The 25,016-nt window shown below is 70.4% G+C and carries 23 protein-coding genes and 3 pseudogenes; 16 read left to right on the forward strand and 10 right to left on the reverse strand.

Going from position 1 to position 25,016, the window contains the following annotated elements:
- Positions 1–739 precede the first annotated feature (739 nt).
- The 7 genes from ACSNOK_RS12400 (at position 740) to ACSNOK_RS12430 (ending at position 8,730) form a co-directional block, all read left to right on the forward strand.
- The gene (locus tag ACSNOK_RS12400) at positions 740–2,782 is read left to right on the forward strand and encodes an HtaA domain-containing protein (RefSeq protein WP_436780682.1); all 2,043 of its coding nucleotides are present in this window, start codon (positions 740–742) and stop codon (positions 2,780–2,782) included.
- Positions 2,783–2,913: 131 nt separating this feature from the next.
- Complete coding sequence (gene nadE, locus ACSNOK_RS12405; protein ID WP_436780683.1) at positions 2,914–3,744, forward strand: ammonia-dependent NAD(+) synthetase; 831 nt, start codon at positions 2,914–2,916, stop codon at positions 3,742–3,744.
- A gap of 467 nt (positions 3,745–4,211) precedes the next feature.
- Positions 4,212–4,685 carry a hypothetical protein gene (locus tag ACSNOK_RS12410; RefSeq protein WP_436780684.1) on the forward strand — a complete coding sequence of 158 codons (474 nt, stop codon included), beginning with the start codon at positions 4,212–4,214 and terminating at the stop codon, positions 4,683–4,685.
- Positions 4,686–5,048: 363 nt separating this feature from the next.
- Complete coding sequence (locus tag ACSNOK_RS12415) at positions 5,049–5,423, forward strand: hypothetical protein (protein WP_436780685.1); 375 nt, start codon at positions 5,049–5,051, stop codon at positions 5,421–5,423.
- Between the two features lie 1,352 nt (positions 5,424–6,775).
- A complete protein-coding gene (locus ACSNOK_RS12420) occupies positions 6,776–7,129 on the forward strand; it encodes a beta/gamma crystallin domain-containing protein (protein WP_436780686.1) in 354 nt (117 codons plus the stop codon).
- 278 nt (positions 7,130–7,407) lie between these two features.
- Positions 7,408–7,539: a hypothetical protein gene (locus tag ACSNOK_RS12425; RefSeq protein WP_436780687.1), complete on the forward strand. Its 132-nt coding sequence runs from the start codon at positions 7,408–7,410 to the stop codon at positions 7,537–7,539.
- 108 nt (positions 7,540–7,647) lie between these two features.
- Positions 7,648–8,730 (forward strand): hypothetical protein, encoded by a 1,083-nt coding sequence (locus ACSNOK_RS12430; protein ID WP_436780688.1) that lies wholly within the window; start codon positions 7,648–7,650, stop codon positions 8,728–8,730.
- Between the two features lie 488 nt (positions 8,731–9,218).
- On the opposite strand, the gene ACSNOK_RS12435 is transcribed toward ACSNOK_RS12430, so the two are convergent.
- Positions 9,219–9,425 (reverse strand): hypothetical protein, encoded by a 207-nt coding sequence (locus tag ACSNOK_RS12435; protein WP_436780689.1) that lies wholly within the window; start codon positions 9,423–9,425, stop codon positions 9,219–9,221.
- 387 nt (positions 9,426–9,812) lie between these two features.
- Here ACSNOK_RS12435 and ACSNOK_RS12440 point away from each other — a divergent pair, with 387 nt between their 5' ends.
- On the forward strand, positions 9,813–10,364 hold the full coding sequence (locus tag ACSNOK_RS12440) for a hypothetical protein (protein WP_436780690.1): 552 nt from the start codon (positions 9,813–9,815) through the stop codon (positions 10,362–10,364).
- A gap of 126 nt (positions 10,365–10,490) precedes the next feature.
- On the opposite strand, the gene ACSNOK_RS12445 is transcribed toward ACSNOK_RS12440, so the two are convergent.
- Both ACSNOK_RS12445 and ACSNOK_RS12450 read right to left on the reverse strand, forming a co-directional pair.
- Positions 10,491–11,240 (reverse strand): DUF4232 domain-containing protein, encoded by a 750-nt coding sequence (locus tag ACSNOK_RS12445; protein WP_436780703.1) that lies wholly within the window; start codon positions 11,238–11,240, stop codon positions 10,491–10,493.
- Positions 11,241–11,590: 350 nt separating this feature from the next.
- Entirely contained in the window at positions 11,591–12,610 is a 1,020-nt protein-coding gene (locus ACSNOK_RS12450) for an alpha/beta hydrolase (RefSeq protein WP_436780691.1), read from the reverse strand.
- Positions 12,611–12,861: 251 nt separating this feature from the next.
- On the opposite strand from ACSNOK_RS12450, the gene ACSNOK_RS12455 reads away from it, so the two are divergent.
- The gene (locus ACSNOK_RS12455; protein ID WP_436780692.1) at positions 12,862–13,176 is read left to right on the forward strand and encodes a hypothetical protein; all 315 of its coding nucleotides are present in this window, start codon (positions 12,862–12,864) and stop codon (positions 13,174–13,176) included.
- Positions 13,177–13,400: 224 nt separating this feature from the next.
- On the opposite strand, the gene ACSNOK_RS12460 is transcribed toward ACSNOK_RS12455, so the two are convergent.
- Positions 13,401–13,781: a winged helix-turn-helix transcriptional regulator gene (locus ACSNOK_RS12460; protein ID WP_436780693.1), complete on the reverse strand. Its 381-nt coding sequence runs from the start codon at positions 13,779–13,781 to the stop codon at positions 13,401–13,403.
- Positions 13,782–13,855: 74 nt separating this feature from the next.
- On the opposite strand from ACSNOK_RS12460, the gene ACSNOK_RS12465 reads away from it, so the two are divergent.
- Positions 13,856–14,503 carry an NADPH-dependent F420 reductase gene (locus tag ACSNOK_RS12465; protein ID WP_436780694.1) on the forward strand — a complete coding sequence of 216 codons (648 nt, stop codon included), beginning with the start codon at positions 13,856–13,858 and terminating at the stop codon, positions 14,501–14,503.
- A gap of 158 nt (positions 14,504–14,661) precedes the next feature.
- Here the strand turns inward: ACSNOK_RS12465 and ACSNOK_RS12470 are convergent, their stop codons facing one another.
- Both ACSNOK_RS12470 and ACSNOK_RS12475 read right to left on the reverse strand, forming a co-directional pair.
- The gene (locus ACSNOK_RS12470; protein ID WP_436780695.1) at positions 14,662–15,168 is read right to left on the reverse strand and encodes a DinB family protein; all 507 of its coding nucleotides are present in this window, start codon (positions 15,166–15,168) and stop codon (positions 14,662–14,664) included.
- 156 nt (positions 15,169–15,324) lie between these two features.
- A complete protein-coding gene (locus tag ACSNOK_RS12475) occupies positions 15,325–15,924 on the reverse strand; it encodes a TetR/AcrR family transcriptional regulator (protein WP_436780696.1) in 600 nt (199 codons plus the stop codon).
- Positions 15,925–16,056: 132 nt separating this feature from the next.
- Between ACSNOK_RS12475 and ACSNOK_RS12480 the strand changes: the two genes are divergently transcribed.
- Entirely contained in the window at positions 16,057–17,523 is a 1,467-nt protein-coding gene (locus ACSNOK_RS12480; RefSeq protein WP_436780697.1) for an amidase, read from the forward strand.
- Between the two features lie 396 nt (positions 17,524–17,919).
- On the forward strand, positions 17,920–18,489 hold the full coding sequence (locus ACSNOK_RS12485) for a hypothetical protein (protein WP_436780698.1): 570 nt from the start codon (positions 17,920–17,922) through the stop codon (positions 18,487–18,489).
- A gap of 122 nt (positions 18,490–18,611) precedes the next feature.
- Here ACSNOK_RS12485 and ACSNOK_RS12490 read toward each other — a convergent pair.
- Positions 18,612–18,801, reverse strand: a pseudogene (locus ACSNOK_RS12490) (transposase); the annotation flags it as partial.
- An 814-nt stretch (positions 18,802–19,615) separates the two neighbouring features.
- Positions 19,616–20,104 (reverse strand): hypothetical protein, encoded by a 489-nt coding sequence (locus ACSNOK_RS12495; protein ID WP_436780699.1) that lies wholly within the window; start codon positions 20,102–20,104, stop codon positions 19,616–19,618.
- A gap of 154 nt (positions 20,105–20,258) precedes the next feature.
- On the opposite strand from ACSNOK_RS12495, the gene ACSNOK_RS12500 reads away from it, so the two are divergent.
- Positions 20,259–20,849 carry an alpha/beta hydrolase gene (locus tag ACSNOK_RS12500; RefSeq protein WP_436780700.1) on the forward strand — a complete coding sequence of 197 codons (591 nt, stop codon included), beginning with the start codon at positions 20,259–20,261 and terminating at the stop codon, positions 20,847–20,849.
- A gap of 188 nt (positions 20,850–21,037) precedes the next feature.
- Here the strand turns inward: ACSNOK_RS12500 and ACSNOK_RS12505 are convergent.
- Positions 21,038–21,757 (reverse strand): annotated as a pseudogene (locus ACSNOK_RS12505) (transposase); the annotation flags it as partial.
- 333 nt (positions 21,758–22,090) lie between these two features.
- On the opposite strand from ACSNOK_RS12505, the gene ACSNOK_RS12510 reads away from it, so the two are divergent.
- On the forward strand, positions 22,091–22,906 hold the full coding sequence (locus ACSNOK_RS12510) for an SDR family NAD(P)-dependent oxidoreductase (RefSeq protein ID WP_436780701.1): 816 nt from the start codon (positions 22,091–22,093) through the stop codon (positions 22,904–22,906).
- 254 nt (positions 22,907–23,160) lie between these two features.
- Positions 23,161–23,523, forward strand: coding sequence for a hypothetical protein (locus ACSNOK_RS12515; protein WP_436780702.1), 363 nt, complete (start codon positions 23,161–23,163; stop codon positions 23,521–23,523).
- Between the two features lie 323 nt (positions 23,524–23,846).
- Here the strand turns inward: ACSNOK_RS12515 and ACSNOK_RS12520 are convergent.
- Positions 23,847–23,950, reverse strand: a pseudogene (locus ACSNOK_RS12520) (IS5/IS1182 family transposase); the annotation flags it as partial.
- A gap of 143 nt (positions 23,951–24,093) precedes the next feature.
- Here ACSNOK_RS12520 and ACSNOK_RS12525 point away from each other — a divergent pair.
- Positions 24,094–24,621, forward strand: a complete 528-nt coding sequence (locus ACSNOK_RS12525; protein WP_436780704.1) for a sugar O-acetyltransferase — start codon at positions 24,094–24,096, stop codon at positions 24,619–24,621.
- The last annotated feature ends 395 nt before the right edge of the window (positions 24,622–25,016 follow it).

Raw genomic sequence — 25,016 nt, forward strand, 5'->3', positions numbered from 1 at the left:
GCCCCTCACGGCGCCGGGGCCGGGCGGGGGTCGGGGGGTGCGGCCGGTCCGCCGCTGGTGTGGCGTGCGGGGGTGTGGTGGGCGGTGATGTGGTGGGCGGGGGTGCGAACGGCGTTTCCCGCGCCTGGGGTTGCTGCACGTTCCTGCCTTTCCGTGGGAGCCGGACGGTGCGTTGCGTGCGGGCTTAGCTTAGGTTAGCCTTACCTAAATTTCCACGGTGGGTGCATGGTGATGGGCGCTCCGGCGGGAGGGTGCTCGATACGCCGCTCGGTGCCGCTGCTCGACGCCGCTGCCGCCGCCTTGCCGACCGTGCGGGCGGGTGGGCCGGGGAGTGCCCGAGTGTGCTCCGGCGGTGCCGGGCCTCGCCTCGCCCGATCCGGTCCGATCCGATTCGACCCGACCCGGCGCGGCGCCGCCGTACGGCCCCGATCGCCCTACAGGTCTGCCCGTACACCGCGCGCCGTATTCCTCGGCGGGGCGCGGTGGCGCGCGGCTTGGCGCGTTCCCGGAGGGTCGTCGGCCGGTACGCGCGGCACGGACGACGTCTTGTGGGCCGGTTCGTGCGCCGCGTCGCGCGATGGCACCTGTGACGACTCGTGTGGTGACTCGCGTGACGAGTCGTGTGACGACTCATGTGACGCCCGAGGGACCCTTTTCCGCTTTCCGTGCATCCATTCGACTGACTACCTTTCATGTGCCGGCAGGCACCGGCCGCACTACCCCTAAGGAGAGTTGACACATGGCCGTAACTCAGAGACGGACGGCGTTCACCGCCGCCGTCGCCACGGCGATCGCCCTCGGGGCCACCGTGCTCACCCTGCCCGCCCGAGCCGCCGGTGAGGAGCCGGAGGCGGCCGCCAAGTCGCCGACCGGGTTCCAGCTCAAGGACGGGGCCCTCACCTGGGGCATCAAGGAATCCTTCCGCCAGTACGTCACCGGTGACGAGGCCGACGGCACCATCCGGGTCGCCGACGGCGCCGAACAGGCGGACAAGAACGGCCCCTTCACGTTCTCCGGCGGCAAGGGCACCTACGACCGCGAGAAGCACACCTTCACCACCGCCTTCAACGGAAGCGTCCGATTCCTGGGCCACGCCAAGGGCGAGGGGAAGAAGAAGCACTGGCGGCTCGATCTCAAGCTCAGCGACCTCAAGGTGACCGGTGACGGCAAGAAGGGCCGCGTCACCGCCGATGTCACGACCTCCGGCAAGACCCGCCAGGACGTCACCCTCGCCACGCTCGACCTCGCCAAGGGCAAGCCGGCGGCGAAGAGCGGCAAGGACGGTGGCAAGAACGGCGGCAAGGGTGGTGGCAAGGACACCGGGAAGGGCGGAGACAAGGAGAACGCCCCGTCGTTCGCCAAGGTCCCGGCGACCCTGACGGCCGACGGCGCCAAGGCGTTCACGTACAAGGGGAAGCCCTTCTTCAAGGCCGGGACGTCGCTCGACCGCGTCTCCCTCACGGTGAAGCGGGGCGCACCGCTCCCGGACTCCGAATCCAAGCCGATACCCGAGAAGAAGCCGACTCCCGCGCCGACCAAGACGCCGACGCCCGCGCCGAAGCCGAAGGAGCCCTCCGAGCCGAAGACCACGCCCAAGCCGACGCCGCCGGCGACCACCCCCGCGCCGGAGAAGACCTCCGAGCCGGAGAAGACCCCGGCCCCCGAGAGGACCTCCGAGTCGAAGAAGACGCCGGAACCGGAGAAGACGTCCGACACGGAGCGGACTCCCGCACCGGAGGAGACCCCGTCCACCGACCCGCAGCCGGCGGAGGGCGTCGAGGACGCCAAGGTCGCGGACCCGGAGGACGAGTCGTTCGTCCCGGAGACGGGCGACCGGAAGACCGGCGGCCAGGACACCGGCGGTTCCGATGGGTCCTCCGGGACCACGGGCAGCACGGGAACCACCGGTGGTGGTTCGGAGACCCCTGGATCCACGGGAACCACAGGAACCACGGGGAGCGCCGGAAGCCCTTCCGAGTCCCCGAAGCAGCTGACCGCGGACTCCAAGGTCTACGACGGCCGCCTGGACTGGGGTGTCAAGGAGTCCCTCCGTAACGCGATCACCACGAAGTTCGGCGGGAAGATCGAGGTCTCGGACGGTGCCGAGCAGCGGAGCTCCGACTTCCGCTTCACCAAGGCGACGGGGAAGTACAAGGAGGCGTCCATGCTCGACGCCACGTTCGACGGGACGCTGCGTTTCGTCGCCAACCCGAACGGCGGGAAGGTGGAGCTGACCCTCTCGAAGTTCCGGGTCCATGTGGAGGAGGAAACCAAGGGGCAACTGCTGGCCCACGTGACCAAGAAGGTGGACGGGAAGATCGAGGACGGCCTGTCCGATGAGGAGACGGCACTGGCCGACCTCACGATGAACAAAGGCTCGCTCGCGCCCGTCAACGGCATAGTCACGCTCGACCTGGTACAGACCGCCCTGACCGACAAAGGAGCCAAGGCCCTCAGCATCGGAGACGGCAAACTCGACAAGGGTGACGGCGTCGATCCGGTGACCGCGAAGATCGCGGTCAACAAGGACGCCAAGCTCGACGACGACTCCACCGGCACCAACACCGACGGCAGCTCGCCGAGCCCCGGCACCGGAACGAGCGGTACGGGCACCGGCAGCTCGTCGGGTACGGGCACCGGCTCCGGTACGGACGACTCCCTCGCCCACACCGGCTCCGACACCCCGACCGGCCCGCTCGCAGGCAGCGCCGCGGCGCTCGTCCTCGCGGGCGGTGCGGCGGTGTGGACCGCGCGCCGCAAGTCGGCGAAGCTGGCCGGCTGACCCTCGGCCCCCTGTTCCCGCTCGCGCCCTGCCCCGCCGCTTCCCGGCGGCGGGGCAGGGCCCCGGGGACGCGCCCGCCCACTGGGTAGGCTGGCGGGACAGCACCACGCGAACCGCACCAAGGAGCAGACGTGAGCGAGCCGGCGTCCATCGCCCTCCAGCAGGAGATAGCCCGGGAACTCCAGGTCACCGAGGACTTCGACGCCGAGCGGGAGATCGAGCGCCGGGTGGCCTTCCTCGCCGGGCGGCTGACCTCCACCGGCCTGCGCTCCCTCGTCCTCGGCATCAGCGGAGGCGTCGACTCCACCACCGCCGGCCGGCTCTGCCAGCTCGCGGTCGAGCGGGCCCGGGCCACCGGACACGAGGCCCGCTTCTACGCGATGCGGCTGCCCTACGGCGTCCAGGCCGACGAGCACGACGCCCAGCTCGCCCTCTCCTTCATCCGGGCCGACCACGTGCTGACCGTCGACGTCAAGCCCGCCAGCGACGCCGCGCTGGAGGCCGCCCTGGCCAGCGGCACCCGCTTCCGCGACGCCCACCACCAGGACTTCGTGCACGGCAACATCAAGGCCCGGCAGCGCATGATCGCCCAGTACGCGGTGGCGGGCGCGCACGAGGGCCTGGTCGTCGGCACCGACCACGCCGCCGAGGCGGTCTCGGGCTTCTTCACGAAGTACGGCGACGGCGCCGCCGACCTCGTCCCGCTCACCGGTCTCACCAAGCGCCGGGTCCGCGCCGTCGCCGACGCGCTCGGCGCGCCCGCCGAGCTGGTGTGGAAGACTCCCACGGCCGACCTGGAGACCCTCGACCCGGGCAAGGCCGACGAGGACGCGCTGGGCGTCACCTACGACCAGATCGACGACTTCCTGGAGGGCAAGCCGGTCGAGGAGCGGGCCTACGAGACGATCGTCCGCCGCTACCGCCTCACCGACCACAAGCGTCAACTGCCGTACGCGCCGTGAGGCACGTGCCCTCTGGCATCCGCCCTGAGGGACGCGTTCTGAGGCAGGCGTCTGAGGGAGGCGCCTGTCGAGCGGCCGCCAGGCAACGCCTGAGGGAGGCGTCTGACGAGCGCCCGCTGGGCAACGCCTGAGGGAGGCGTCTGACGAGCGCCCGCCGGGCAACGCCCGCGCGCCGGCGCCCGGCCGGTGTGTGCGGGGGCCCGCCGCGGACTCGCGCGGACCTTGTAGCGGCGACCCCGGGACGGCGACCCGGGGACGGCGACCCGGGGACGGCGGCCCCAGGACGGCGGCCCGTTCCCGTCCACCGGTTCCGGCCGGCCTCGGACTCGTCCGGCGCGCCGGCGCCCGTCCGGCACCGTCCGGTGGACGCGGGAGGGGAGCCGCCGCGCCTGGCTCCCCCGTCCGGCGGAGAGGTCCCGTCCGGGAGGAGGAGGCGGCCCCGGCCGGCCGCGCCGGAGGATGAGCACATGCCTCGTACTCCCGGGAAGTCCCTGATCGCGCCCTTCGCCGCCGGCGTCGGCGCCCTCGCCTACACGGTCGCCAAGGTGGACCTGGCGAGGAAGGACGAGCTGGGCATGCCGGGCTTCCCCGCGCCGGCCGACGCCTACGCGGCCGTCGCCGACGTCGGGGCGGCCCAGCTGGGCAACGCCGCCCTCGGTCTGCTGATGGCCGTCGTCGCGCTGTTCCTCGCCCGTCCGCCGCGCGGCCGGTTCGTCCGGTGGTCGCTGCTCGCGGTCTCCTGGGCGGGCATCGTGATGGTGGGAGCCGGTGTCGTCGGCTTCACCGCCCGGGCGACGGGCCTGGCGCCCGGTCTGGGCCCCACCCCGCCACACCCGCCCACCGCCTTCACCGCGCTGCTCGTCGGTGCCGCCTGGGTGACGGCCTGGACCGTGGCCACGGTCACCGCGACCCGCGCCCCGGCCGCGACATCCGCCGACTGAGGGGGTGTCGGCGTCCGGCGCCCCGGATTCTTCCTACGAGGCGACAAGGCGCCGGGCGCCGTCCCGCGCGCCACTGGCACCTGTGGCCGTCGTCAAGGAAGTGCCAGTCTCTGCTTGTTCCTGCCGCTGAAGCGGGTGGTGGGTGGGAGAAGGGCGCGCTTCGTCGTGCGTCTCGTGCTCGGGGCGCGCTGTCGTGGCGCCCGCGAACGGCCGGGCGTCTCCGTCGAGTCGACCTCGGCCCGGCCGCGTAGCCGCCCTGTTCCGGGTGCGTGGATGTCGATCCCCGCGCCGGGACTCGCCCCCGCCGCGGTCACGGCAGCCGGTGTTTTCCTTCGACGAGTGGGAGTGAACGTCATGGCAGCGATGCGCAGTCGTCTCCTGGCCATGCTCGTGGCGGTCGCCGCGGGCGCGGCGGTGCTGGGCCTGGCGCCAGCCGCGCGGGCCGACGACCACCGTCATCACCACCACGGTGATGACGGGTTCCCCGTCCTGGTGGTCTCACCGGCGCCGGGGAAGCTGACCCAGGAGCACAAGGTGACCCATACCTACCAGTACGACCCGAAGGCGTCCGGCGGTTCGTCCTCGGCGTCGACGGAGTCCGAGGCCGCGCAGTCGTCGCCGGCGTCGGCCTCGATGCCCGAGCCCGGCCCGGTGACGAGCGTCAAGGACACGGCCAACTCCACGGCCCAAGCGGCCACCTCGGGGCTCTCCAGCACCGTCAACTCGGCGCTCAAGTAGTCCCGACGGGATGCGCCGGCGTCCGTCCGCTCCGCCCTGCTGTGCGGGAAGGGGCCGTACGGATGCCGGGCACCGCCGACGCCTGGGCAATGGCCGGCGGAATGAGCCGGTTGCCGGCGGCGGGATGACGGTGCAACCCGAGGATGAGGCCTGTGCGGGCGTGAACCGGTCAATGGACCTTCTGAGGCAGGATTGAACCGCTGCCCGGAGCGGGGGGGCAGGCGTTGATTCCATGGTGGATACGGACGCGTTCGACGCCCTGGAGCGAGGCGGACGTGCGCTCAACTCCCCATCCACAAGCGTCCGTTCCCGTGCCGAGGCGGGTTCCGCGCCGGGCGACGGCAGGCACGATGCGCCGCTCGCGGAGGCGGTCGCGGTGGACGGCAAGGGCCTGACGCGCCCCCGGGGCGGAGGGGGCCTCAAGCAAGGGGAGCAGGACCGGGGTGACGCCATCGCTCTGGGTGCCGGTGAGGAGCGCGGCGAGCGGGGTGCCGCGGCCGTCGGCGATCAGGTGGTACCTGTAACCGACCCGGCAGTTCCTTGACCGCCCCCCGGTTGGCGTTGCAGCGCCCTCACCTTCGGGCCGAAGGCGTCAAACAGCGCGGGACGGGCCTCACGCGAACTGTGCCCGTCGTCGCCCCACCACATCACCTGCCCGATCGGCGCGGCGCGGATCTCCGGGAGCTCCGGAGGGTGCCCGGACCGCCGCCCGACGCCCGGGCAGGGCGCGCTCGGCCGGGTGGGCGTCGTAGCGGACGGCGATCGGGCCGACGAGCTCACCGGCCGCCAACGCCCGCCGCACGACGGCGATCTCAGCTCGTCGCCAACGCGCCCGGACACGGCGGACGACCGTGAAGGGCTCGTCCGTTGGCCCGATCCTTGCCGCGCTGTCACAGAAGCGTGCGGGAGCCGTGGCGCAGGTGGCCGGTCAGGTCCTGAGCGGACCGTGAGCGCAGGGGCGGAGCCCTTCGGCGGCCGGCCACCGCGGCGGATGCATGCCGGCCGCGTGGGGATCAGGACGAACGGTCCGCTGGGGTGGCGTATCCCTCGGCCGCGACGCGTCGTGTCGTAAGCCATCCAGGGCTTGTCGAGCCGGTGGCCACCTCGGGCCAACCCGGCCAACTGCCCCACGAGGTCTCGATCCGGACACTAGAAGGTTGAATTCCGGACAGTCGATGGAGGGAAGCTTGCTATATGCAGTCGGTTCGGAGGAACGTCGTTACGCAAGCGCGAGGCGAAATGGCGCGACCGCCGGTCACGGCGGGCGTCAGGAAATGCCTGCCCAGCACGGAAGCAGTCTGTGTCACTGCTTGATGAACTCCCGTTTCGGCTATTCGAATGAAGGAGAACCAGTGCTGTCAAAAGCGAAAAAGTCCATAACCTCCGTGGCCGCGGCGTTCGCGGCGGCCGCAGCGCTCACCGTGGTCGTCCCGGCCGGCAACGCGTACGCCATCGACCACATACCCTGCCGCGGTGGGGAGCCCTTCCTGAAGATCTGGTCCCACAGCGGTGGACGTCAGAGCGTCGACTGCTACGCCAACCGCGGCCGGACCGACTTCGGCGAGTGGTGGGTCGACCGTATCTACACGGGGAACAACGACCTGATCTACTACGACGCCAACGGTGATTCGGTGAAGATCGAGCGCTGGCACGACATCACCTTCCCGAACCGTCCGCCGAAGGTGAAGTCCATCGAAATCCTCTGACGAACGGGCGAGCGTAAACGGATTCCCCGCAGGGACGGGTGCCCGCCGGATTCCCCGGAATGCGCATCCGCTACTCCGGCTTACCGCAGCCGGCCGTGCCTTCCCGGCGCGGCCGGCTGCGGCTCGTTCAGCCACGCCGCCTGCCCCACCGCCACCGCCAGCGTCGCCGTCGCCGTCGAATTTGCGCCACGGCGGGCCGTCCGGCCGTTGACGTGTGAATCGCGTGAAGATCCTGGCCGACATCGTCGCTCCCCGAAACGCCGAACCAAATGGTCCGTATGGTCGACGGCTGGGCCGAAGGGCGCGGCATCAAGAACACGAACGAAGTTCAGGGCCGTGCCGGCAACATGCTGAACAACTACAACCGAGGTCATGGCTGGGCCACCCACCTGTTCGGTCACCATGGTTGATGCCCAAGCCTGGAGAAGAGAATCGATTCATCGATGAGCACGCCATCGGCAGACGCCTCTTCGGCACCACAGGAAGCCCCTGCCGGAAACCGACGCAAGCGCCGACGGATGATCCTGGGCGTCGGTATGCCCGTGGCCATTCTGGCGATCGGTGCCGGAGCGTTCTTCGCCTGGGGAGGATTCGAGCGTATCGAGAATGCCCGGTCGGTGGAGGAAGCTTGTCAGGGCGCTCTGCCGAAGGGTGACCTTTCGGCGTTTCTGGAAGCAGACCGGCTGCGCGCCGAGCAGAGACCCGACAAGGTGCGCGGCCTCGGCTGGCTGGACCAGTGCGTCGTTCTTCCACACGGCAAGAAGACGGGTCTTGTCGAGCTGAACATCGGTTGGTCGCACTCGTCCCGGCTCGCCCGCTCCCGGCTCACCGGGGACGCTCCGGTCAAAGATGCCGTCAACGACGTGCCGTTCGGGCACGGGTGGTCGGGCGTGATACGCCCCGGTGGTGTGGGTGGGGAAGCCGCGGTCGTGTTGCCCTGCCGTGGCGCCGGTAAAGGCCTGCTCGTCAGCGTCAGCGCCTTCCGATGGAACCGGACGGAACCGCTGTCGCACGACCGTTTGGCGATGGCGGAGCTGGCCCGGCTGACGACCGGCACCGCCGTGAGGGCGGCCGACAAGCTGGGATGTGAAGCCGTTCCGGGGGAAACGGTCGGGACGGTGGATCCACCACCTCCCGTGGGCGGCAATGTCCCTCTGGACCGGGCCAAAGGGACGTGCCGCGCCCTGAAACCGGTCGGCGACGCGGTCGCGTCCGTCGGCGGGCGGGGTCTGGAGGAGACGGCTGCTCCCGACGGGCCTATCGAGGACTGCTACATCACCGACCGGCAAGGCGAGCGCCTTTATCACCTCGGTGCCTTCTACGGGCCATACGCGCAGGACCTTTTCACCAATCCCCCTGGCCACCAGGAGCCCGCCTCCCCCGTCGACGAACGGACGGGTGATTCGTGGGCCGCTGCCGAGTGCCGTGACTTTTTCGGGCGGGCCCGTTTCACCTTGACGTCCGTGCGGGGCGAGTACCCGTCCGCTACGAGCCGTGCGGACCGGCCCGCCCAGCAGGCGTTGCTGGCGGCGTTCGCCCGGGAGGCCGTGAAGCGCCATGGGTGCTCGGACCTCACGCTGCCCCGGCTGGGCAGGCGCTGAGCCGGAGGGGTCGGCGCCGCCCTGCTGTATCTGGGGAGTGGGCCGCGCCCGGCATCCGGGCCCCGGCCGGCGAAGGCCGCGCTGGGGTGTGTCGGGCTGAGCAGACCCGGCGGACCGGTGACCCGGTGGTGCCGGACGGGCTGAGCCCCTGCTTCCGCTGTTTCCCCTCGATCAGGAAGAACGGCAGCCGGCCGCTGGGCCTGATCCCGCCGACGAGGGGAGCCTGGGCCGTGAGACCTGGAACCGGCTGGTCTCCCTCCTCACCCCGCACAGCCCCACAACCCGCTGACGCTCGGGGCCCTCGACTTCGACGACCTTCGGGTGCGCGCGGGCCGGATCGGTGACGCCGAGGCTTTGTACGGCGGGTCCGAGGCCGAACTCAGCCCCTCCGCCGACTCGTGGGGCACCAAGGTCGTCGGACCGCCCACCCTCGTCGAAGCGCTGCTGAACGACACAGCACCCGCCGCTGCTGCGGCGGCCATCCGTTGTCAGCCGAGCAAGTGGTGGATGCCGCCTTGCCCGTCCGAACCGTTCCAGAGCACGGCCCCCAGCCAGAACGGGAACCAGAACACCCGCTCCGGCAGGACGGAGGTGGCGAGGAGCCAGACGACGGGCAGGAGGGGGATCAGCAGGCAGCAGCACCAGCCACTCCTGCCGGAGGTGGAGGGTGACGGTGGTGGTGGGGCGGTGGACACCTGGCGACGGTAGGCGGTGCGCACCGTCCACGCATGAGTACTCGTACCTACGGCGACGGCCGGCCGCTGGGAGGCCCGCGGGAGCCGAATCACCCGCCGGCGGCGAGCGCGCCGCCCATGTCGTGACGGATGGACGGACTCCGACGTGGCCGCCGACGAGCACGGGCCGAGCCGCGGGTGCCGCGAGGGGCGGCGCCAAGGAGCCTCGTGCGGGTGCCGTGCGACGCCCACACATCATCGAGCTGTCGCACATGGCAGTGAATGAGCGGTTCATTCCGTGTGCGGCCTTGGGAGGTGGATATCCCGACAGAGAACTCACGCGGACGCCGGCTCCACCTCCCGGTGCGGGAGGTGCGGTGAGGCGTTACGGGGAACGAAGGGGAGAGAGTGGCTACTGACCCGTCGACCGCACTGCAAGGAATCGAACCGGACGTCTGGCAACAGCTGGCCGACACCGCCAACGCGCACAAGAAGGAGGGGCAGGCCGACACCAGCGCCGATGAGATCAGGCAGCTGTACGTCGAGGGCGCCCAGCGGGCCGAGGAGCGGCCTCTGGAAGTGCGGGCCCCGGAGGTACGCACCGAGCCGGTCCACGACGAGGAAAAATGGCGTGAGCACCTGTTCGATCTGGGCCCGCTGGAGTTCTACGCCCTGTGTCACCTCAAGTTCGCTGACGACGCGTGGGAACTGAAGCTCGGCGTCGGCGCCGACCTCAGCGGCAGGAACGTCTGGTGGGAGGGCATCGACCTCAGCGGGAGCCTCACCAGCCACACATGGAACATCAACCTCAAGATTCTGCAGGGAAGCCTGACGGTGGGCGTCCGCCGGGACGACTCCAAGAACTGCTGGTATTTCTACGTGGCCGGTGAGCTCTGCTACTGGTGGGGTGGGTGGCAGTGCCCCGTCAAGTTCAAGTTCGACGTGTTCTGGTTCCGCTGACCCCACTGTCGGCCCAGGGGCGCGCACAGCTCCCCATCAGGAGCATGGGGAGCTGTCGGTGATCGCCGGGGAAGGGACGGCATGGGTGCGATGGAGGCGTCGGCGGTCCTTCCCCGCTCCGGTCGTTCAGCCGCCCTGGCCGGCGCTTCCGATCGGGCCGACCTTCACCGGGGAGCCGGAACCGTCCGTGACGGGCAGCGTGGCGGCACCCGGCCAGGGGAGGGAGACCGTGTGCGTCTCGCTCGGCGGGGTCACCAGCAGCCCGGTGACGCGGACGCCCGAGCCGCCCGAGTCGTTGGCCGGGTAGGTGATGCCGAAGGCCGTCGACTGCCCGGGCTTGAGGGTGGACGAGGCACCCGCCTGGCCGCTGCGCTTCGCGGACAGGTTGCCGGCGCTGGTCTTCAGATCGACGCCCGCGTACCCGGAGATCGTGCAGCTGTGGCCGCTGCGGTTCTTGAGCTGCACGACGACGGTGCGGGCGGGGTCACCGTCGATGGTGTCGTCCTTCGCCGTGATCTGGAGGTCGGCGGTACGGCACTTGGCGGACCCGCCGCCGTCGCGGGAGCCGGTTCCGGTGGCCGTGCCCTGCCCGCCGGCGCCCTGGCCCGCCGGGCCCTTGCCGTCGGAGCCCTTGCCGGCCTCGGAATCCTTCCCGCCGCTCTTCTCCGAGCCGGCCTTCCCTGAGCCGCCCTGGTCCGCGCCGACCTGATCGGCCTTGCCCTGCTGCGAATCTCCCGAGGAGGACGAGGACGCGGCGGAAGAGGATGCCGGGGCGCTCTTCCCCTTGCCGTCGTCATCGTTGTCGTTCTGGCAGGCCGTGAGCGAGAGGCTCGCGGCTATGGCCAGGGCGGCGAAGGTGAGCTTCTGAACGCGCATCATGACTGCCTCTGCATCGATCGGGGGTGTCGGCCGCCCGGTAAGGGTCGGTATGGGCGAGCCTTTCTGATCAGCAGGATGCCCCCGAAGCGGCGAATCGTTCCTCTCGTCCGGCCTCGCTTACATGGCTGTTACATGTAGGGCGGAGTGCATTGGCCGGTACGTGCCGCCGACCGGCCCGTACGCTGAAATCGGCGCCGATTCGCCCCCGTTCGCCCTGCCGTCCACTGGGACGGACCCGTAACACTGCGGATCTTGACCGCAATCGGCGACATGTCTCCCGCATCCACCCCCCTCCGCATCCGCCGATCTCCCATCCGCCTCCGCATCAGCCCCCCTCAGGCGATCGGTCAGTCCTCGGTGCCGGCCTGGTCGAGGAGGCGGCGCAGCCAGCGGGTGCGGGCGGCGCGGGCGTCCCGGCTGATGGCCGCCTCCGGTACGAGGCCGTCGAAACCGTGGTACGCACCGGGCCAGACGTGCAGTTCGGCCTGGCCGCCGTCCCGCCAGAGGGCGTTCGCGTAGGCCACGCACTCGTCCCGGAACATCTCGGCCGAACCGACGTCGATATAGGCCGGCGGGAGACCGGAGAGGTCGGTGGCCCGGCCGGCGGCCGCGTAGGGCGGGAGGTCCTCGGCGCCGTAACGGTCGCCCAGGAACGCCCGCCAGGCGGTCGCGTTGGAGGTGCGTTCCCACACTCCCGGAACCGGCATCTGATGGCTGGAGAAGGTGTCGGCGCGGTCGTCGAGCATCGGGCAGAGCAGCAGTTGGCCCAGCGGCCGGGGGCCGCCCCGGTCGCGGGCCAGCAGGGCGAGGGCCGCGGCGAGGCCGCCGCCGGCGCTCTTGCCCCCGATGACGACGCGGTCGGCGTCGATGCCGAGTTCGTCCGCGTGCTCGGTCGCCCAGACGAGCCCGGCGTAGCAGTCCTCCAGCGGCTCCGGATACCGGGCCTCGGGCGCCAGCCGGTACTCGACCGAGACGACCGCCATGCCCAGCGGGAGCACCCACTCCCGCAGGATGCGCGGCAGCACGGACCACGCGTTGCCCATGATCAGCCCGCCGCCGTGCAGGTAGTAGAGCAGCGGCAGCGGTGGTGGCGGGAGTGGTCCGGCGGGGCCGGACCGTTCGGGCGAGCCGGCCGGTCGCGCGCATACGAGGGTGACGTCCGGTCCGCCCGGCGGCCCCGGAACGTTCCGTTCCGACACCTCGAACAGGCCGTCGGCGCGGAGCTCCTGGACCGTCGGCCTCGGCCGGGTGGCGGCGTCCCGTTCCTTCCGGGCGGGGAGGTTCTCCGGGGTGATCGGGGCCTTGGCGTCTTCTGGTAAGCCGGCCAGGGCGGCCGCGAGTTCGGGATCGAAGGGCGGAACGGCCATCCGCCGCGCATTGCCACCGCTTTCCGAAGGCACAGCGTGGACGCCGCTCATATCCCGGCCTCCGTCCGGTCGCCGGAATGCCGTGCGGCACCCTCGTCGTAACCGCCCGGCCGGGCGTCGGCGCACCACAGCGGCACTCGCCTGAGACTCATGTGACGTAGCCAATCACGCGGCCGAACGGCGGCGCCGCTCCTACGCGGTGAAGCGGAACCGTACCCGGACGCCCGGGCGCGCCTGGCATGATCGCCGACATGCTCGAAGAGAAGTCGGACGCGCTCGCACGGATGATGGCCGAGCACATGACCCTGCCGTTCCCTCCCGGCTTCCGTGGTCGGGACATCGAGGGTCAGGACATGGTGATGCTCGATGCGGACGCCTACGGCTACGCGATGAGTGTCCGCGAAGGACCTCTCACCGAACAGCGCCGCGCGGCCCTCACACGGCTGGTGGCAGTGTTCGACAAGGTCCTTCCGGCGATCGACGACGAGTACGCGAGCAGGTACTACACGCAGGTGCGCGGGATGGTTGTGTCGGCCGCCGAGGTCGAGAACCTGCGCGAGGAATAGCGCCCTGGTCGGAGGACGTCGTCGGGTCGGCCGCTCCGGCGGTCGGATGTGCGGTGACGTCCGGTCGGCTGCCCGCTGCCCACTGCATGCGCGTGGCCAGGCGCGTTGTTGCGGGCGTGGGTATTGGCGGCGGCGCCCGGAATCGGCCCGGCGGCCGTCACGCATGCCAAGGGCACGGCCGGCTCCGGGGCGCATCCGCAGCGAGAAGGGCGTCCGGCGCGGCCCTAGCGAGTCGGGCGGGCGGACGGCGGATCCGGAGTGCGCGCCGCTTCCTGCGCGGCCATGACCTCATCGCCGTATTCGAAGGCCCAGGCGCCGACAGCGTCGATGGGCGCCAGCAACGTCCGGCCCAGAGAGGTGAGCCGGTATTCGATCCGTGATGGTGCGTCGGGATCCGCCAGCCGATCGACCAGTCCGTTGAACCGCAGCCGGTGCAAGGTCTCTGTGAGGACCTTGGAGCTGATGCCACCGATCCGCTCCCGTAGTTCGACCGGGCGCATGGGGCCGTCGCGCAGGGTCCAGAGCACCACGGCGTTCCAGGTGTTGGAGAGCAGATCGAAGGCGAGTCGGGCGCGGCAGTCGGCGATGAAGGTGTCGGTCGTCACGTACCAAATGGTGCCCGAACCGCCTTCTAGCGTCGGTGTCGAACGGCGAAGCAGGCACGGAGAGGGAACGTGTGATGAGAATCGGCGTACTGGGAACGGGCAACATGGCCGACGCGCTCGCCACCCACTGGGTGCGGGCCGGACACCAGGTGGTCATCGGGGGACGGGACGCAGTCAAAGCGGAGCGGCTCGCGACGCGCGTCGGAGGCGGCGCGAAGCCCGTCAGTCTGCGCGCGGCGGCCGAATTCGGTGAGGTGGTGCTGGCCGCGCTGCCCTTCGGGGCGGGAGCGGACGTGGTACGGGACCTGCGTGCCGCCCTGGAGGGGAAGGTGCTGCTCGACTGCTCCAATCCGGTCGGCCCGGGCTTCCGGCTGCTGACGGAAGGAGGCCCCTCGGCCGCGCGGCGGCTTGCCGCGGCGGCGCCGGGAGCCTACGTGGTCAAGGCTTTCAACCTCTGCCACGAGGACGTGTGGCGCATGCGGCCGCCCGTCTTCGACGGCCGACCGCTGGCCGTGCCGGTCTGCGGGGACGACGAGACGGCCGTGGCGCGTGTACGGGAGTTGGTACGGGACGTGGGCTGCGAACCCGTGTCCGGCGGCGGTCTTGAGCGTGCGGGACTCCTGGAAGCGACCGCCGCGTTGTTCATCGCTCTGTGGGTCGGGGAGGGAGCGGACGCGCAAGCGATCGCACCTCCGCTGGCCTACGCGGCCGGACCGAGCTGACAGGAAACGGAAGGGGGTACGGGGGCCTCCGCTAGGAATCCTCCAGGAATCCTCATGCCGATCGTCCGGCCTGGGCGGGAAGGGGGGGCGGTGGTGCGGTGTCACAGTCGCCCCCCAAGCTCGTACAGCAAACGGCGGGCGCCGTGCGGCGACAGGCTTCACCTGCCGGTCGAACCGTCCAGCAGCTCGCGCAGGATGTCCAAGTGGCCGTTGTGGCGGGCGGTCTCCTCGATGAGGTGGAGGAGAATCCAGCGCAGATCGACGCGGACTCCGTCGCGGAAGGGCCCTTGCGCTCGGGTGTCCAGGCTGGTCGCGGCGACCAGTTCCCGGTAGCGGGCGCTCTGTTCGGCGTACTCGTCGAGCAGCTGCCCGAGCGGGAAGTCGACCGCTATGCGCATCTCGCGGTCGGGGTGTTCGTCGGTCCAGGGGCCCTGGTCCTCCTCGCCGAGGAAGACCACCTGGAACCAGTGGTACTCCACCCAGCGGAGATGGTTGATCAACCCGCTCATGGTCATCAGCGGTGAGCCCGGCAGGAGCGCCTTGCGGGCGTGCTCCGCCGAGACGCCCTCGCACTTGGCGCGGGCGGCGTCACGGGCGTAGTCGAGGAACGTGGTGAGCTGCGTGCGCTCGTCCCACGCGGGCGGCATGTCGTCGATTCGGGTCATCGCGCGAAGCGTCCCCGAGAACCAGGGCTGCTGTCGAGGCATTTGAATGGCCGGCGGCGGCAGCCGACCGGCAAGGACGAACTCAGCGGACGGCCCGACGCGCACCCGGTTCTCGTACCGGGCGCGGGGAGCCGGGTCGTCAGCCGGCGGGCGGCCCTACGGCGAGCCGTGCTGGGCCAGGATCCCCTCGACGGTGCGCATCAGGCGGTCCGCCGCTTGATCGATGCTTCCGTTGTGCGTGCTGACCTGCGCGCCTTCCAGTACGAAGGTGATTGAGGCCGCGGCCTGCTCGGGGTCACGCAGCCCGGCGTCGGTGCACATGCCGACGAGCCTGCGAGTCTGGTGGGCCTTGTGCTGCTCGATCACTTGCCGCGCGGGATGTGAGCGGTCCGGCAACTCGGCGAGGGAGTTGATGAACGGGCAGCCCCGGTACGAGATCGACGACAACCCCCCGGCGATGAAGCGGGCCAGGCCCAGGATCTGCTCCCGCGGCCGGCCGGGGAACTCGGCCTCGACCCGGTCGAAGGCCGCCTGGTAGTCGGCGGCGACGATCCGCAGCCACTCCGCGACCAGCGCGTCCTTGGTGTCGAAGTGGCGGTAGATCGCCATTTTGGTGGTCTGGGCCCGCTCGGCGATCGTCTGTACGCCCACCCGCCGGATCCCCTCGCTCTGAAAGAGCTCTTCCGCGGCGTCGAGGATGCGCTCCCGAGGCGGCAGTTTGGCCACCCTGTTCGGCCTGCCGGCGCTTGTTGCCATGACTGCTGCTCCGTGACGTCCGGCCCGCTGTGGACCACTCGTTTCCCCTGCTACGGTACCAGTCCGTCCCACGCGATACCGGTGGGTATCGTGCGGGACCAAGGAGTCTCTTTTCTTCGAGGGGGAGTGACAGTGAGAATCGCCGAGTACGTGGGCTTCGACGCGGTCGGGCTCGCGGAGCTGGTGGCCCGAGGCGAGGTGAGCCCCGCCGAACTCGAAGCAGCCGCACGCGATGCCGCGCGGGCGGTCAACCCGCGGATCAACGCCATCGTGGAGACGTGGCCGGCCGACGACGAACCCCGCCCCGGCAGCGCGCCACTGGCCGGGGTCCCTTTCCTGATCAAAGACATCGCGGTCTCCATGGCCGGGAAGCGCATGGAGATGGGCAGCCGCCTCGCGGCCGGCAACGTCTCCGGCGCCGACTCCTCCCTGATGCTGCGTTTCCGTCGTGCCGGGCTCGTGACCTTCGGGCGTACCGCGACACCGGAGATGGCCTACGACAACACCACGGAACCGGTGCTGTACGGCGCGACCCGCAATCCGTGGGACCCGGCCCGCAGCGCGGGCGGATCCAGCGGGGGCGCGGGCGCGGCCGTCGCCGCCGGTGTGGTCCCGATCGCGCACGCCACCGACGCCGCCGGCTCGATCCGCATTCCCGCCGCCCACAACGGCCTGTTCGGGTTGAAGCCCACCCGCGGCCGGGTCTCCGTGGGGCCCTTCTTCGACGAGCTCTTCAACGGCCTGGTCGTGCACGGTGCCGTCAGCCGCACGGTACGCGACAGCGCGGTGCTGCTCGACCTGATCCGCGGCCCGGAACCCGGTGACCCGTACTTCGCCGAGGAGCCGCCCCGCCCATATGCGGAGGAAGTCACCCGCGCTCCGGGCTCGCTGCGGATCGGTGTCCTGACCCACGCGTGGGGCGGGCACCGCACGGCCGGGCCGGTGGCCGACGCGCTTACTCGCACGGTGCGTCTGCTCGAATCCCTCGGCCATCGGGTCGAGGAAGCCGAGGTCGGTCTCGGGGCCGACTGGGAGGAGTTCGTCCTGGCCAGTGCCCGTCAGTGGACGGCGAACCTCACGGCCTCGATCGACGAACTGGCCGCCGCCCTCGGCCGGCCCGTCGACTCCTCGACCCTGGAGCCGGCCACTCTTGCCGGCTACCACTACGGGCGGCAGGTCAGCGGCGCCCAGTTCGTCACCGCTCTCGCCATCCGCAACCGGATCGCCCGAAGCCTGGCGCGCTTCTTCGACGCCCACGACATTCTGCTCACTCCGACCGTGCCGGACCTTCCGCCGCTCTTGGGAGCAAACGCGGAGGGCGCGGAAGGGGACGCGGAGGAGGCCCTGGACGGCCTCGGCCGGCTGCGCCGCCTCTTCGACCTCTCGCCGTTCAGCGCGGTGTTCAACGTGGCGGGCATACCCGCCATGTCCGTGCCCCTGACGGCCGACGCGGCGACGGGGCTTCCGATCGGCATGCAGTTCGCCACCGGTTTCGGGTACGAAGGCCGCCTCTTCCGGCTCGCCGGCCAACTCGAACAGGCCGCCCCTTGGGCGGGCCGCACCCCCGCGGTGTGGGCAGGGAGCCACACCGGCTGCTGAGGCGGCGACCCGGTTCCCGGCCGGGGACTCGGACCCGGTACGTCCGACGGTGCGGGACGCCGCTCGCCCGCCGCCGACTGCCGGGCCCGGGGGGCTCCCGAACCTGCGGCGAACCGCGAACCCGTGCCGGCGCGAGCCGGCCGGGTTCGGCGGCTTCTCCCGGGGACGGCAAGGGCCTTCGGCGAGAGGCCCGGGGTGGATCTGCTTCGTTCGTGATCGCGTCTTATGGGATGCGGGGATCCGACCAACGGCCGGGAGGGCCGGCTTGAGCCGTTGCTGCTGTGGGGCGGCAAGCCGGGCGGCAGCAGACACCCCCAGGGGGCCTCACTCGTCAAGCTGAGGTCCTCGGTCCGGTGTGTAGCCTGTCGATCTGTTCGAACGGGATCAGGGTGGGGTGTGGAAACGCTGGTGGAGGAGGCCGTCGCGGAGGCACTGCGCGGCGCGGGCGGTGGCGAAAGGATCCGCCTGTACGTCGCCGCCTGCGCCGAACGCATGGCGCCGCTTTTCGTGGGCCTGCGGGCGGCCGGCGAGCCGGGGCGCGAGGCCGACCTGGACTTCTACGCGGAGTCCGTGCGCGGTCTCTGGCATGTCGGCAGGCCGCTCGTCGGCGCCGCCGAGGGCGTGCGTCTGCTTGAGCGGTTTCCGGAGCTTGAGCCGAACGAGGAGGGGATCACCGATGTCGCCGACACATACGCCTTCTTCGCTGCCCTGTGCCTGCGGTACGCCCTGTCGGCTCACGGTTCGGGCAACGCCGACGATGCGGTGTCCTGCGGCCATGCGGCGCTCACCGCAATGGGCATGCTCGACCGGAACGTGCCAGGCGCCTCCTTCCTCGGCGAGGAGCAACGGCTCCAGTCCCTCTCGCTGCGTGCTGACGCCTCGGAAATGTGGGAGACGAGCGTCGCGGCAGGGCGGGAGAGGTTCCGCGCTGTGTCGGACCGCCTGACTCGCCAGGCATGCTCCTGATAGCGGCCGGTGAGATCCGGCCTTCGGCCGTGCGGCTGCCGAGCCCACCTCGTCGGGCGGAGATGGGAAGGCGAGTGCCTCGTCAAAGCGCTCGTCCTGCCGCAGGCAGTGAGCGAGCAGTCCCGCGGGATGGGCGAGGCGCCGGCGTATGCCCTCAGACCGCGGGCGTCGGCGAACCGCTGTCCGTCGTCGCCGGTCTCGGCGAGCACCCGGGCGCCGAACTGCGTGCCGAGGCAGGGGAAGCTGAGGATGATCTCAGTGTCCGGGTGCTGAGGAAGCCTCTTGGACCGCCTCGGCGAGGTCGTCGGCAGCGAGACGGCTCCCGGCTCCAAGATCAGGCCGAGGCGAAGGGCCTGATCGCTGGGACGTGAACCTCGGCTCCACCGTCGGGGGGATCTTCGGAAGGGGCCGCCCGGGTCGGAAGCCTCTGTCGGTGGTGATCACCACTGGGCAGCCCGGAGACTCCCCGCGGCTCGCCCGCGTGCTTGAGGCGATCCCGGTGCCACGTCTTGGGAGTGGGACGGCTCCGCGAGTGGCCGGACCGGTGCGGGCCGACACGGCATACGACTCCCGACGGAGAAATCGCTCCTACCCGCGAGGACGCGGCATCGAGGCAACGATCCCGGTGCCTGCGGACCGGATCCGCAACCGCAGCAAGCCCGGCTCCCACGGTGGTCGGCCGCCGACGTTCGACGAGACCGACTAGCGGGGGCGGCATACAGACGAGTTACGAAAAGCTCGCTGCTGTCACGATGACGCAACCGTGCTGCTCGGAGCCCTCAATGAGCGGCTGTGACCAGCGCCTTCAGCCCGCTCAAGTATGCGGAGCGCGTCGGCTGCTGCCGGTGACAGCGTGGTGTCGTCCCGCAGAAAAGTCGGCCAGAGGAATCCAGGCCACGGCGTCGGCGGAGCCGTCGATCTCCGTCACCGCCGGTGCCCCGCCCTTGAGGGCAACGAGGTGGAACAACGCCGTGAGGCTCCAGCTCACTCCATTCCTCGGGACCGCGTATGTCCGCGCGTCGAGCAGTCGGACATCGGCGAGTTCAAGCTGTTCGCCCGGGTCACTTCCGCCGTCTGGCATGTGCCACTGACGTCACGTCGCGTTCGACGACCTGGCGCGGGCACGTCAACGCACCCGCCGTCCCTTGCGACGGGGGCGACACGGGTGGACGAAGGTGTCGAGCGCGCCCACGGCCGCACGGATATGGGCCGGGCCGCGACGCGACCGCTCTCCCGCGCACCACCAGGACAGCCGCCCGTCCGCATCCCGCGGATGCATCCCCAGGTCATGCACGGAGCACAGAGGCCACGCCTGCCACAGACGCTCGGTGACGGTCTCCTGCGCGGCTTCGGCGACGGTCGCCAGCGCGGCGGCAGGGTCGTCCACCGACTCCGGGTCCAGGCAATTGCCGTGCCACTCGCCGTTGGCCAGAGCGACGTAGACGTACTCCGGCCCGTGCGCATCGTAGGGCGGAAGAGCCAGCAGTTGCAGGGGTTTCTGCTCGGGGAGGGTCACCGCGAGGTCGCGGTTGAGGAGGGCGAGAGCCCGGTCCCACAGGGGGTACTCGCCCGGCGAGACCCGACGGGGCTCGGAGCGGTCGAAGAGAGCGCACATGGGAACCATGCTCCGCCACGCACCGGCAGCGCCCCTCGCACACCACCTCGTCAGCCGCGCCCGGGAACGTACTGCGTCGCGACCCAGGGTGTCCGCGCGTCGGTATCGGCATCGACCGACTTACCGATGAGACATGCGCAAGTAGCCTGTGGCCATGTCCGATCCCCTCTCCTTCGCCGTGCCCACCCGTTTCGACGGGGCCCGCGATCGTGTCGCAGTCGTCGTTCCGGGCGTCGGTTACTCGCCTGCCAGGCCGCTCCTGCACTTCGCCAGGAGCGTTCTGCTCCAGCACGGCTGGACGGTCCAGGAGTTGTGGTGGCAGATCCCCGGCGGGTTCGCGCAGTTCACGGTGGACGAGCGGATCGCATGGGTGGAGCGGCGGGTCTCGGAGGCCATCGAAGCCGAGGCGGGGGCTTGCCGGCTCGTCGTCGGCAAGTCCCTGGGCTCCCTCGCCTGCGGCATCGCGGCTGACAGGAACATCCTGGCGGCCTGGCTCACCCCGCTCCTGACCATCGATCACGTCGCCGCGGCTCTCCGGCGGGCCACGGAACCGACCCTTCTCGTCGGCGGTAGCGCCGACAAGGTCTGGGATTCACGAATTGCCGCATCCTTGGGACACGAGGTCCTGGAGGTGCCCGCGGCGGACCATGGCCTGGAGCTCGCGGACGATGCCGCGGGATCGGTTGATGTCCTGCGGCGAGTCGTCTCCCGGCTGGACCGCTTCGTCGGCTCGCTCGGCCGCTGAGGGATGACAAGACCGGCTCGACAAGACCGGCTCGGGTGGGCTCCAGCCGTCTGCGGAGGTGTCCGCGGCCGCCGGTCCGACGGGGACGTGAGGAACTGGATCAGTTCGTAGAGGAGTTGAGAGCGAGCGACGTTGTCCCGGAGCTCCTCACCGGCCCCGGAGCGGCTCGGCTGTAAGACGTCATCTCGTTTGGTGAGTCTGCGGTAGCAGATGAGGGTGCAGGCGATGCCGGCAAAGGTGAGGAAGTGGGCGGCTTTACGCTCGTAGCGACGATGCAGGCGGCGGCAGCCGGCGAGCCAGGACATCGTGCGTTCGATGGTCCAGCGGTGCCGGCCCAGTCGTTGTGAGGTTTCGATGCCCTTGCGGGCGATGCGGTGGGTGATGCCGCGCCCGCGTAACCAGCGTCGCAGGCGGGAGGAGTCGTAGGCCTTGTCGCCGTGGAGCTTGCCCGGTCTGCGTCGCCGGGGGCCCCGGCGTGAGCAGGCCGGTCCGCTCGGTGATCAAGTGGATCTTCGAGCCGTACTTGCCCCGGTCCGCAGGGTTCGGACCTGTCAGGTCCCCCTTTTCACCGCTCGCATGTTCACCGAGTCGACCGCACAGCGGGACCAGTCCAGCCCGCCGCGGGAGCCGAGCTCGTCGAGGACCAGGCGATGAAGCCTGGCCCACACCCTCGCCTTGGTCCACTCGGAAAACCGCCGATGGGCCGTGGCTCCCGACGGTCCGAACGACGCTGCCGGAAGTTGCTGCCACGTGCAGCCCGACGTGGCCACGAACACGGTCGCGACCGGCACCTCCCGGTCACCGTGCCGGCGTCGCCCGCCACCCCGCGGCCGTGACGGCGCCTCCGGCACCACACGCTGGAACAACTCCCACAGCTCATCCGGAACCAGCCGCTCAACGATCCCCACCCCGACAGGCTGCACACGCTGCCGGACACCCCAAATGAGATGACGTCCAAACCTCACCGGCGCGGTCGGCCTGCCACCCACCACTGCCGGGTGCGGGGTTCGAGAGCAGGACCGTCTCGATGCGGCGTGCTCCTGCCGCACGCCTCCGCCGTCGTACCGTTCCACCGATCACTCGCCGCTGCGTACGCCGCTGCCCTTCGCCGCGGTCGTTCCTCGCCGCGCAGTCAGCCGCGTGCCGACGGCAGCGGCACCCGCCCGGCCCGGCGATGCCGGTGCTTCGTATGATCACAGCGCGGGGGACCGGAAGCCGACCATCTTCGGAGGCGAACGACCATGTCCGAACAGCGTGTTGTCCTGGTGACAGGCGGGGGAACGGGAATCGGGGCCGCCACCGCCCGACTGCTGCGCACCGCCGGACACCAGGTCGTGATCTCCGGGCGGCGGCCCGAGCCACTGCACCGGGTGGCCGAGGAGACCGGAGCGCTGGCACACCCTTCCGACACCGCCGACCCCGAGGCCGTGCGCGAGCTCGTCGAGAAGACCGTGGCGGCCTACGGGAGACTCGACGGCGTGGTGCTCAACGCCGGGATCGGGCGGCCCGGCGCGGTCGGCGACATCTCGGTCGAGGACTGGGAAGAGCTGATACGGATCAACCTCACCGGCCCGTTCCTGCTGCTGCGTGCCGCGCTGCCGCATCTGCTGGAGTCCCGTGGGGCGGTGGTCGCGGTCGCCTCGGTCGCCGCGCTCCGCAACAGCGTCGGCAACGCCGGCTACGCGACGTCCAAGGCGGGTCTGCTCCACCTCTGCCGCTCCCTCGCCATCGACTACGGGCCGCAGGGGCTGCGGGCGAACGCGGTGTGCCCGGGGTGGGTGCGTACGGAGATGGCCGACCGGCGGATGGCGCGGTTCGCGGCGGAGGCGGGGCTGGAAGGCGGCGCCGAGGCGGCGTACGCGGAGGCGACCCGGCTGTCTCCCGCCATGCGGCCGGGTGAACCGGAGGAGGTCGCCGGGGCCATCGACTGGCTGCTGTCACCCGCCGCGTCCTACGTCAACGGGGCCGTCCTCACCGTCGACGGCGGGGTGACTACGTCCAGCGTCAGCGGTGTCGCCTTCGACTACCGGGTCGAGCCGCGCACCCCGCGCCCGTAACGACGTACCGGACAGGCCCTCGGCCTCAGTGATGGCGACGCCGGCACTGGCGTTCCTCCCTGAGCCGAGGAGTACGAAGCGTCCTGTGTCGGCTCTGGTCAACACGTTGGTCAAAAGAAACGGCCTAAGACGCCGATACGAAGGATGCCAGTGGGGGCCAGGTGAAGCTTGGCGCATTATCGCGCTTTCGGTTGCACCGCTGAGGAAACCATCATGTCATGTCCGGAACCGCTCCGACCGGAAGGGAACATCCGATGCGCGTGCTGCACAAGGCCGGTATCGCGGTGGCCGCCGCCGCGGCGGCGCTGTCCGTGCTGGCAGCCCCGTCCGCCATCGCCCAGGAGCAGCAGGCAGCCCCCAGCGACTGCCCCAAGGGGTACTTCTGCGGTTACAAGTCCAGCAATTTCGAGAACCTGGGCTTCAAGTACAAGGACTGTTACATGCAGGAGATCCCCGACGGCATGGGCAAGGGGGGCTCCTGGTACAACAACCAGACCCCGGGCACCAGGGCCAAGATGTACGACAAGAACAAGAAGCTCATCTACACCACACCCGGTGCGCCCTCGTCCGACGCGCACGGAAGCTGGGCTCCGGTCTGGTACGTGGACGCCTGCTGACACCGGATCCGCAGGCTCTTGCCGTCCAGCGACGTCCGTAGCGTCCGGACTCTCCAACCGGTAAGTCCGCGCCCCGCAAACGTCATCGGCCGCGCCGCGATCGCGCGGTTGATACCAGGCTGGACAGACAGGCGCGGTGGAACCAGGCCCTCTGAGGACATGGTTTCCGGCTCCCCAGACCATCGCGCCTGATCGCCTGGTGATCGGAATCGCCAAGGAAGCACCGAGAACGCCCAGGGCCGAACATACTGGGCGTCGTCTCGTGGTCGGCGGCCCGCGCGAGGACCCCCAGCAGGTCGCCGGCCTGTCTAGGAGTGAGGACTCTTGGTCGTCAGCCCGCCGCGGGACCGCCCGAGGGCATGATCGACTGGTTAGCCGGCCGGGGCCCCTTTTGGCGGGCCCCGGCCGCGCGCTGATGCGCGCGCACGATGGCTCGGCAACGGCTTCGGCCATCACGCTTCCACCTTGTTTCCACAACTGTTGGTTGTGTCTGGTGTGGTGCAGAGTTGTTTGATCGCGTGTTCCGCGCAGTGGTGGGATCAGCGCATGTCTACCCGCACAGAGCAGGTCATGTATGTCCGGACACCTGAGTTCGCGCGTCATGTGGAGCGGATCGTGGAGGTGACCGATGCGACGTCTCGACTGAACGTGCTTCCGTTCGACGACAGCGAAGGTCGCGCGGAACTGCTTTCCGTTGTGTTCGGTGGCCCGTTGCCGGATTCGGTGACGATCTACCCTCCGTTCTTTACCGAGTACGGGCTGAACACGACGTTCGGGGAGAACGTCTTCGTCAACCAGGGGTGCACCTTCATGGACAAGGGAGGCATCCGTATCGGGAACGGCGTCATGATCGCCCCGAAGGTCAGCCTCATCACCGGAGGCCATCCACTGCCTCTGGCCGAGCGCCGCGAGTTCCTCTCCTTCGCACCGATCGTCATCGAGGACGACGTCTGGATCGGGACGGCTGCCGTGATCACGCAGGGGGTGACCATCGGTGCCGGTGCGGTGGTCGCCGCCGGTGCGGTGGTCACTCGTGATGTTCCCGCCGGCAGCGTGGTCGCGGGAGTGCCCGCCCGGGTGATCAAGACGATCGACTGAGCCCGGCCGGGCTCCCGGCCCGGGTACGCAGCACCTCTGGGATCTGACGCTGATGCCTCGCCACGGCCGGCGGGCCGGGCGGCAGGGGGACCGCAGCCGGCCTCTGCCGCCCTCCAGTACCGGTCGCCGATCCGGTGGCCTACTAGAACCGCAACGTGGTCGAGCGGTCCTCCGCCCTGCTCAAGCAGTGGCGGGGTCTGGCCACGAGGTTCGAAAAGCTCATGATCGTCTAACCGCTCGGCAGCGGTCCTCGCCGCAGTGCTGGTCTATAAAGCCTGTCTCGTAACTCTTGATCGAGTGCGGCGTTGAGCTGGTCGTGCAGGTTGTCACCGCTCAATGCCGTGAGCTCATCGAGGTGTTCACCGGGCTTCGGCCACGTCAGTTCCAGCGTTTGG

The sequence above is a fragment of the Streptomyces sp. URMC 126 genome (assembly GCF_051386555.1).
GTDB lineage: Bacteria > Actinomycetota > Actinomycetes > Streptomycetales > Streptomycetaceae > Streptomyces.

Bases quoted from the DNA above. Each gene is read 5' to 3' on its own strand.
- ACSNOK_RS12425 (WP_436780687.1), top strand. From the start codon at position 7,408: ATGGTCGACGGCTGGGCCGAAGGGCGCGGCATCAAGAACACGAACGAA.
- ACSNOK_RS12475 (WP_436780696.1), bottom strand. From the start codon at position 15,924: ATGGCAACAAGCGCCGGCAGGCCGAACAGGGTGGCCAAACTGCCGCCT.
- ACSNOK_RS12400 (WP_436780682.1), top strand. From the start codon at position 740: ATGGCCGTAACTCAGAGACGGACGGCGTTCACCGCCGCCGTCGCCACG.
- ACSNOK_RS12525 (WP_436780704.1), top strand. From the start codon at position 24,094: ATGTATGTCCGGACACCTGAGTTCGCGCGTCATGTGGAGCGGATCGTG.
- ACSNOK_RS12445 (WP_436780703.1), bottom strand. From the start codon at position 11,240: ATGCGCGTTCAGAAGCTCACCTTCGCCGCCCTGGCCATAGCCGCGAGC.
- ACSNOK_RS12500 (WP_436780700.1), top strand. From the start codon at position 20,259: ATGTCCGATCCCCTCTCCTTCGCCGTGCCCACCCGTTTCGACGGGGCC.
- ACSNOK_RS12510 (WP_436780701.1), top strand. From the start codon at position 22,091: ATGTCCGAACAGCGTGTTGTCCTGGTGACAGGCGGGGGAACGGGAATC.
- ACSNOK_RS12465 (WP_436780694.1), top strand. From the start codon at position 13,856: ATGAGAATCGGCGTACTGGGAACGGGCAACATGGCCGACGCGCTCGCC.
- ACSNOK_RS12455 (WP_436780692.1), top strand. From the start codon at position 12,862: ATGCTCGAAGAGAAGTCGGACGCGCTCGCACGGATGATGGCCGAGCAC.
- ACSNOK_RS12495 (WP_436780699.1), bottom strand. From the start codon at position 20,104: ATGTGCGCTCTCTTCGACCGCTCCGAGCCCCGTCGGGTCTCGCCGGGC.
- ACSNOK_RS12450 (WP_436780691.1), bottom strand. From the start codon at position 12,610: ATGGCCGTTCCGCCCTTCGATCCCGAACTCGCGGCCGCCCTGGCCGGC.
- ACSNOK_RS12415 (WP_436780685.1), top strand. From the start codon at position 5,049: ATGCGCAGTCGTCTCCTGGCCATGCTCGTGGCGGTCGCCGCGGGCGCG.
- ACSNOK_RS12410 (WP_436780684.1), top strand. From the start codon at position 4,212: ATGCCTCGTACTCCCGGGAAGTCCCTGATCGCGCCCTTCGCCGCCGGC.
- ACSNOK_RS12515 (WP_436780702.1), top strand. From the start codon at position 23,161: ATGCGCGTGCTGCACAAGGCCGGTATCGCGGTGGCCGCCGCCGCGGCG.
- ACSNOK_RS12470 (WP_436780695.1), bottom strand. From the start codon at position 15,168: ATGACCCGAATCGACGACATGCCGCCCGCGTGGGACGAGCGCACGCAG.
- ACSNOK_RS12430 (WP_436780688.1), top strand. From the start codon at position 7,648: ATGATCCTGGGCGTCGGTATGCCCGTGGCCATTCTGGCGATCGGTGCC.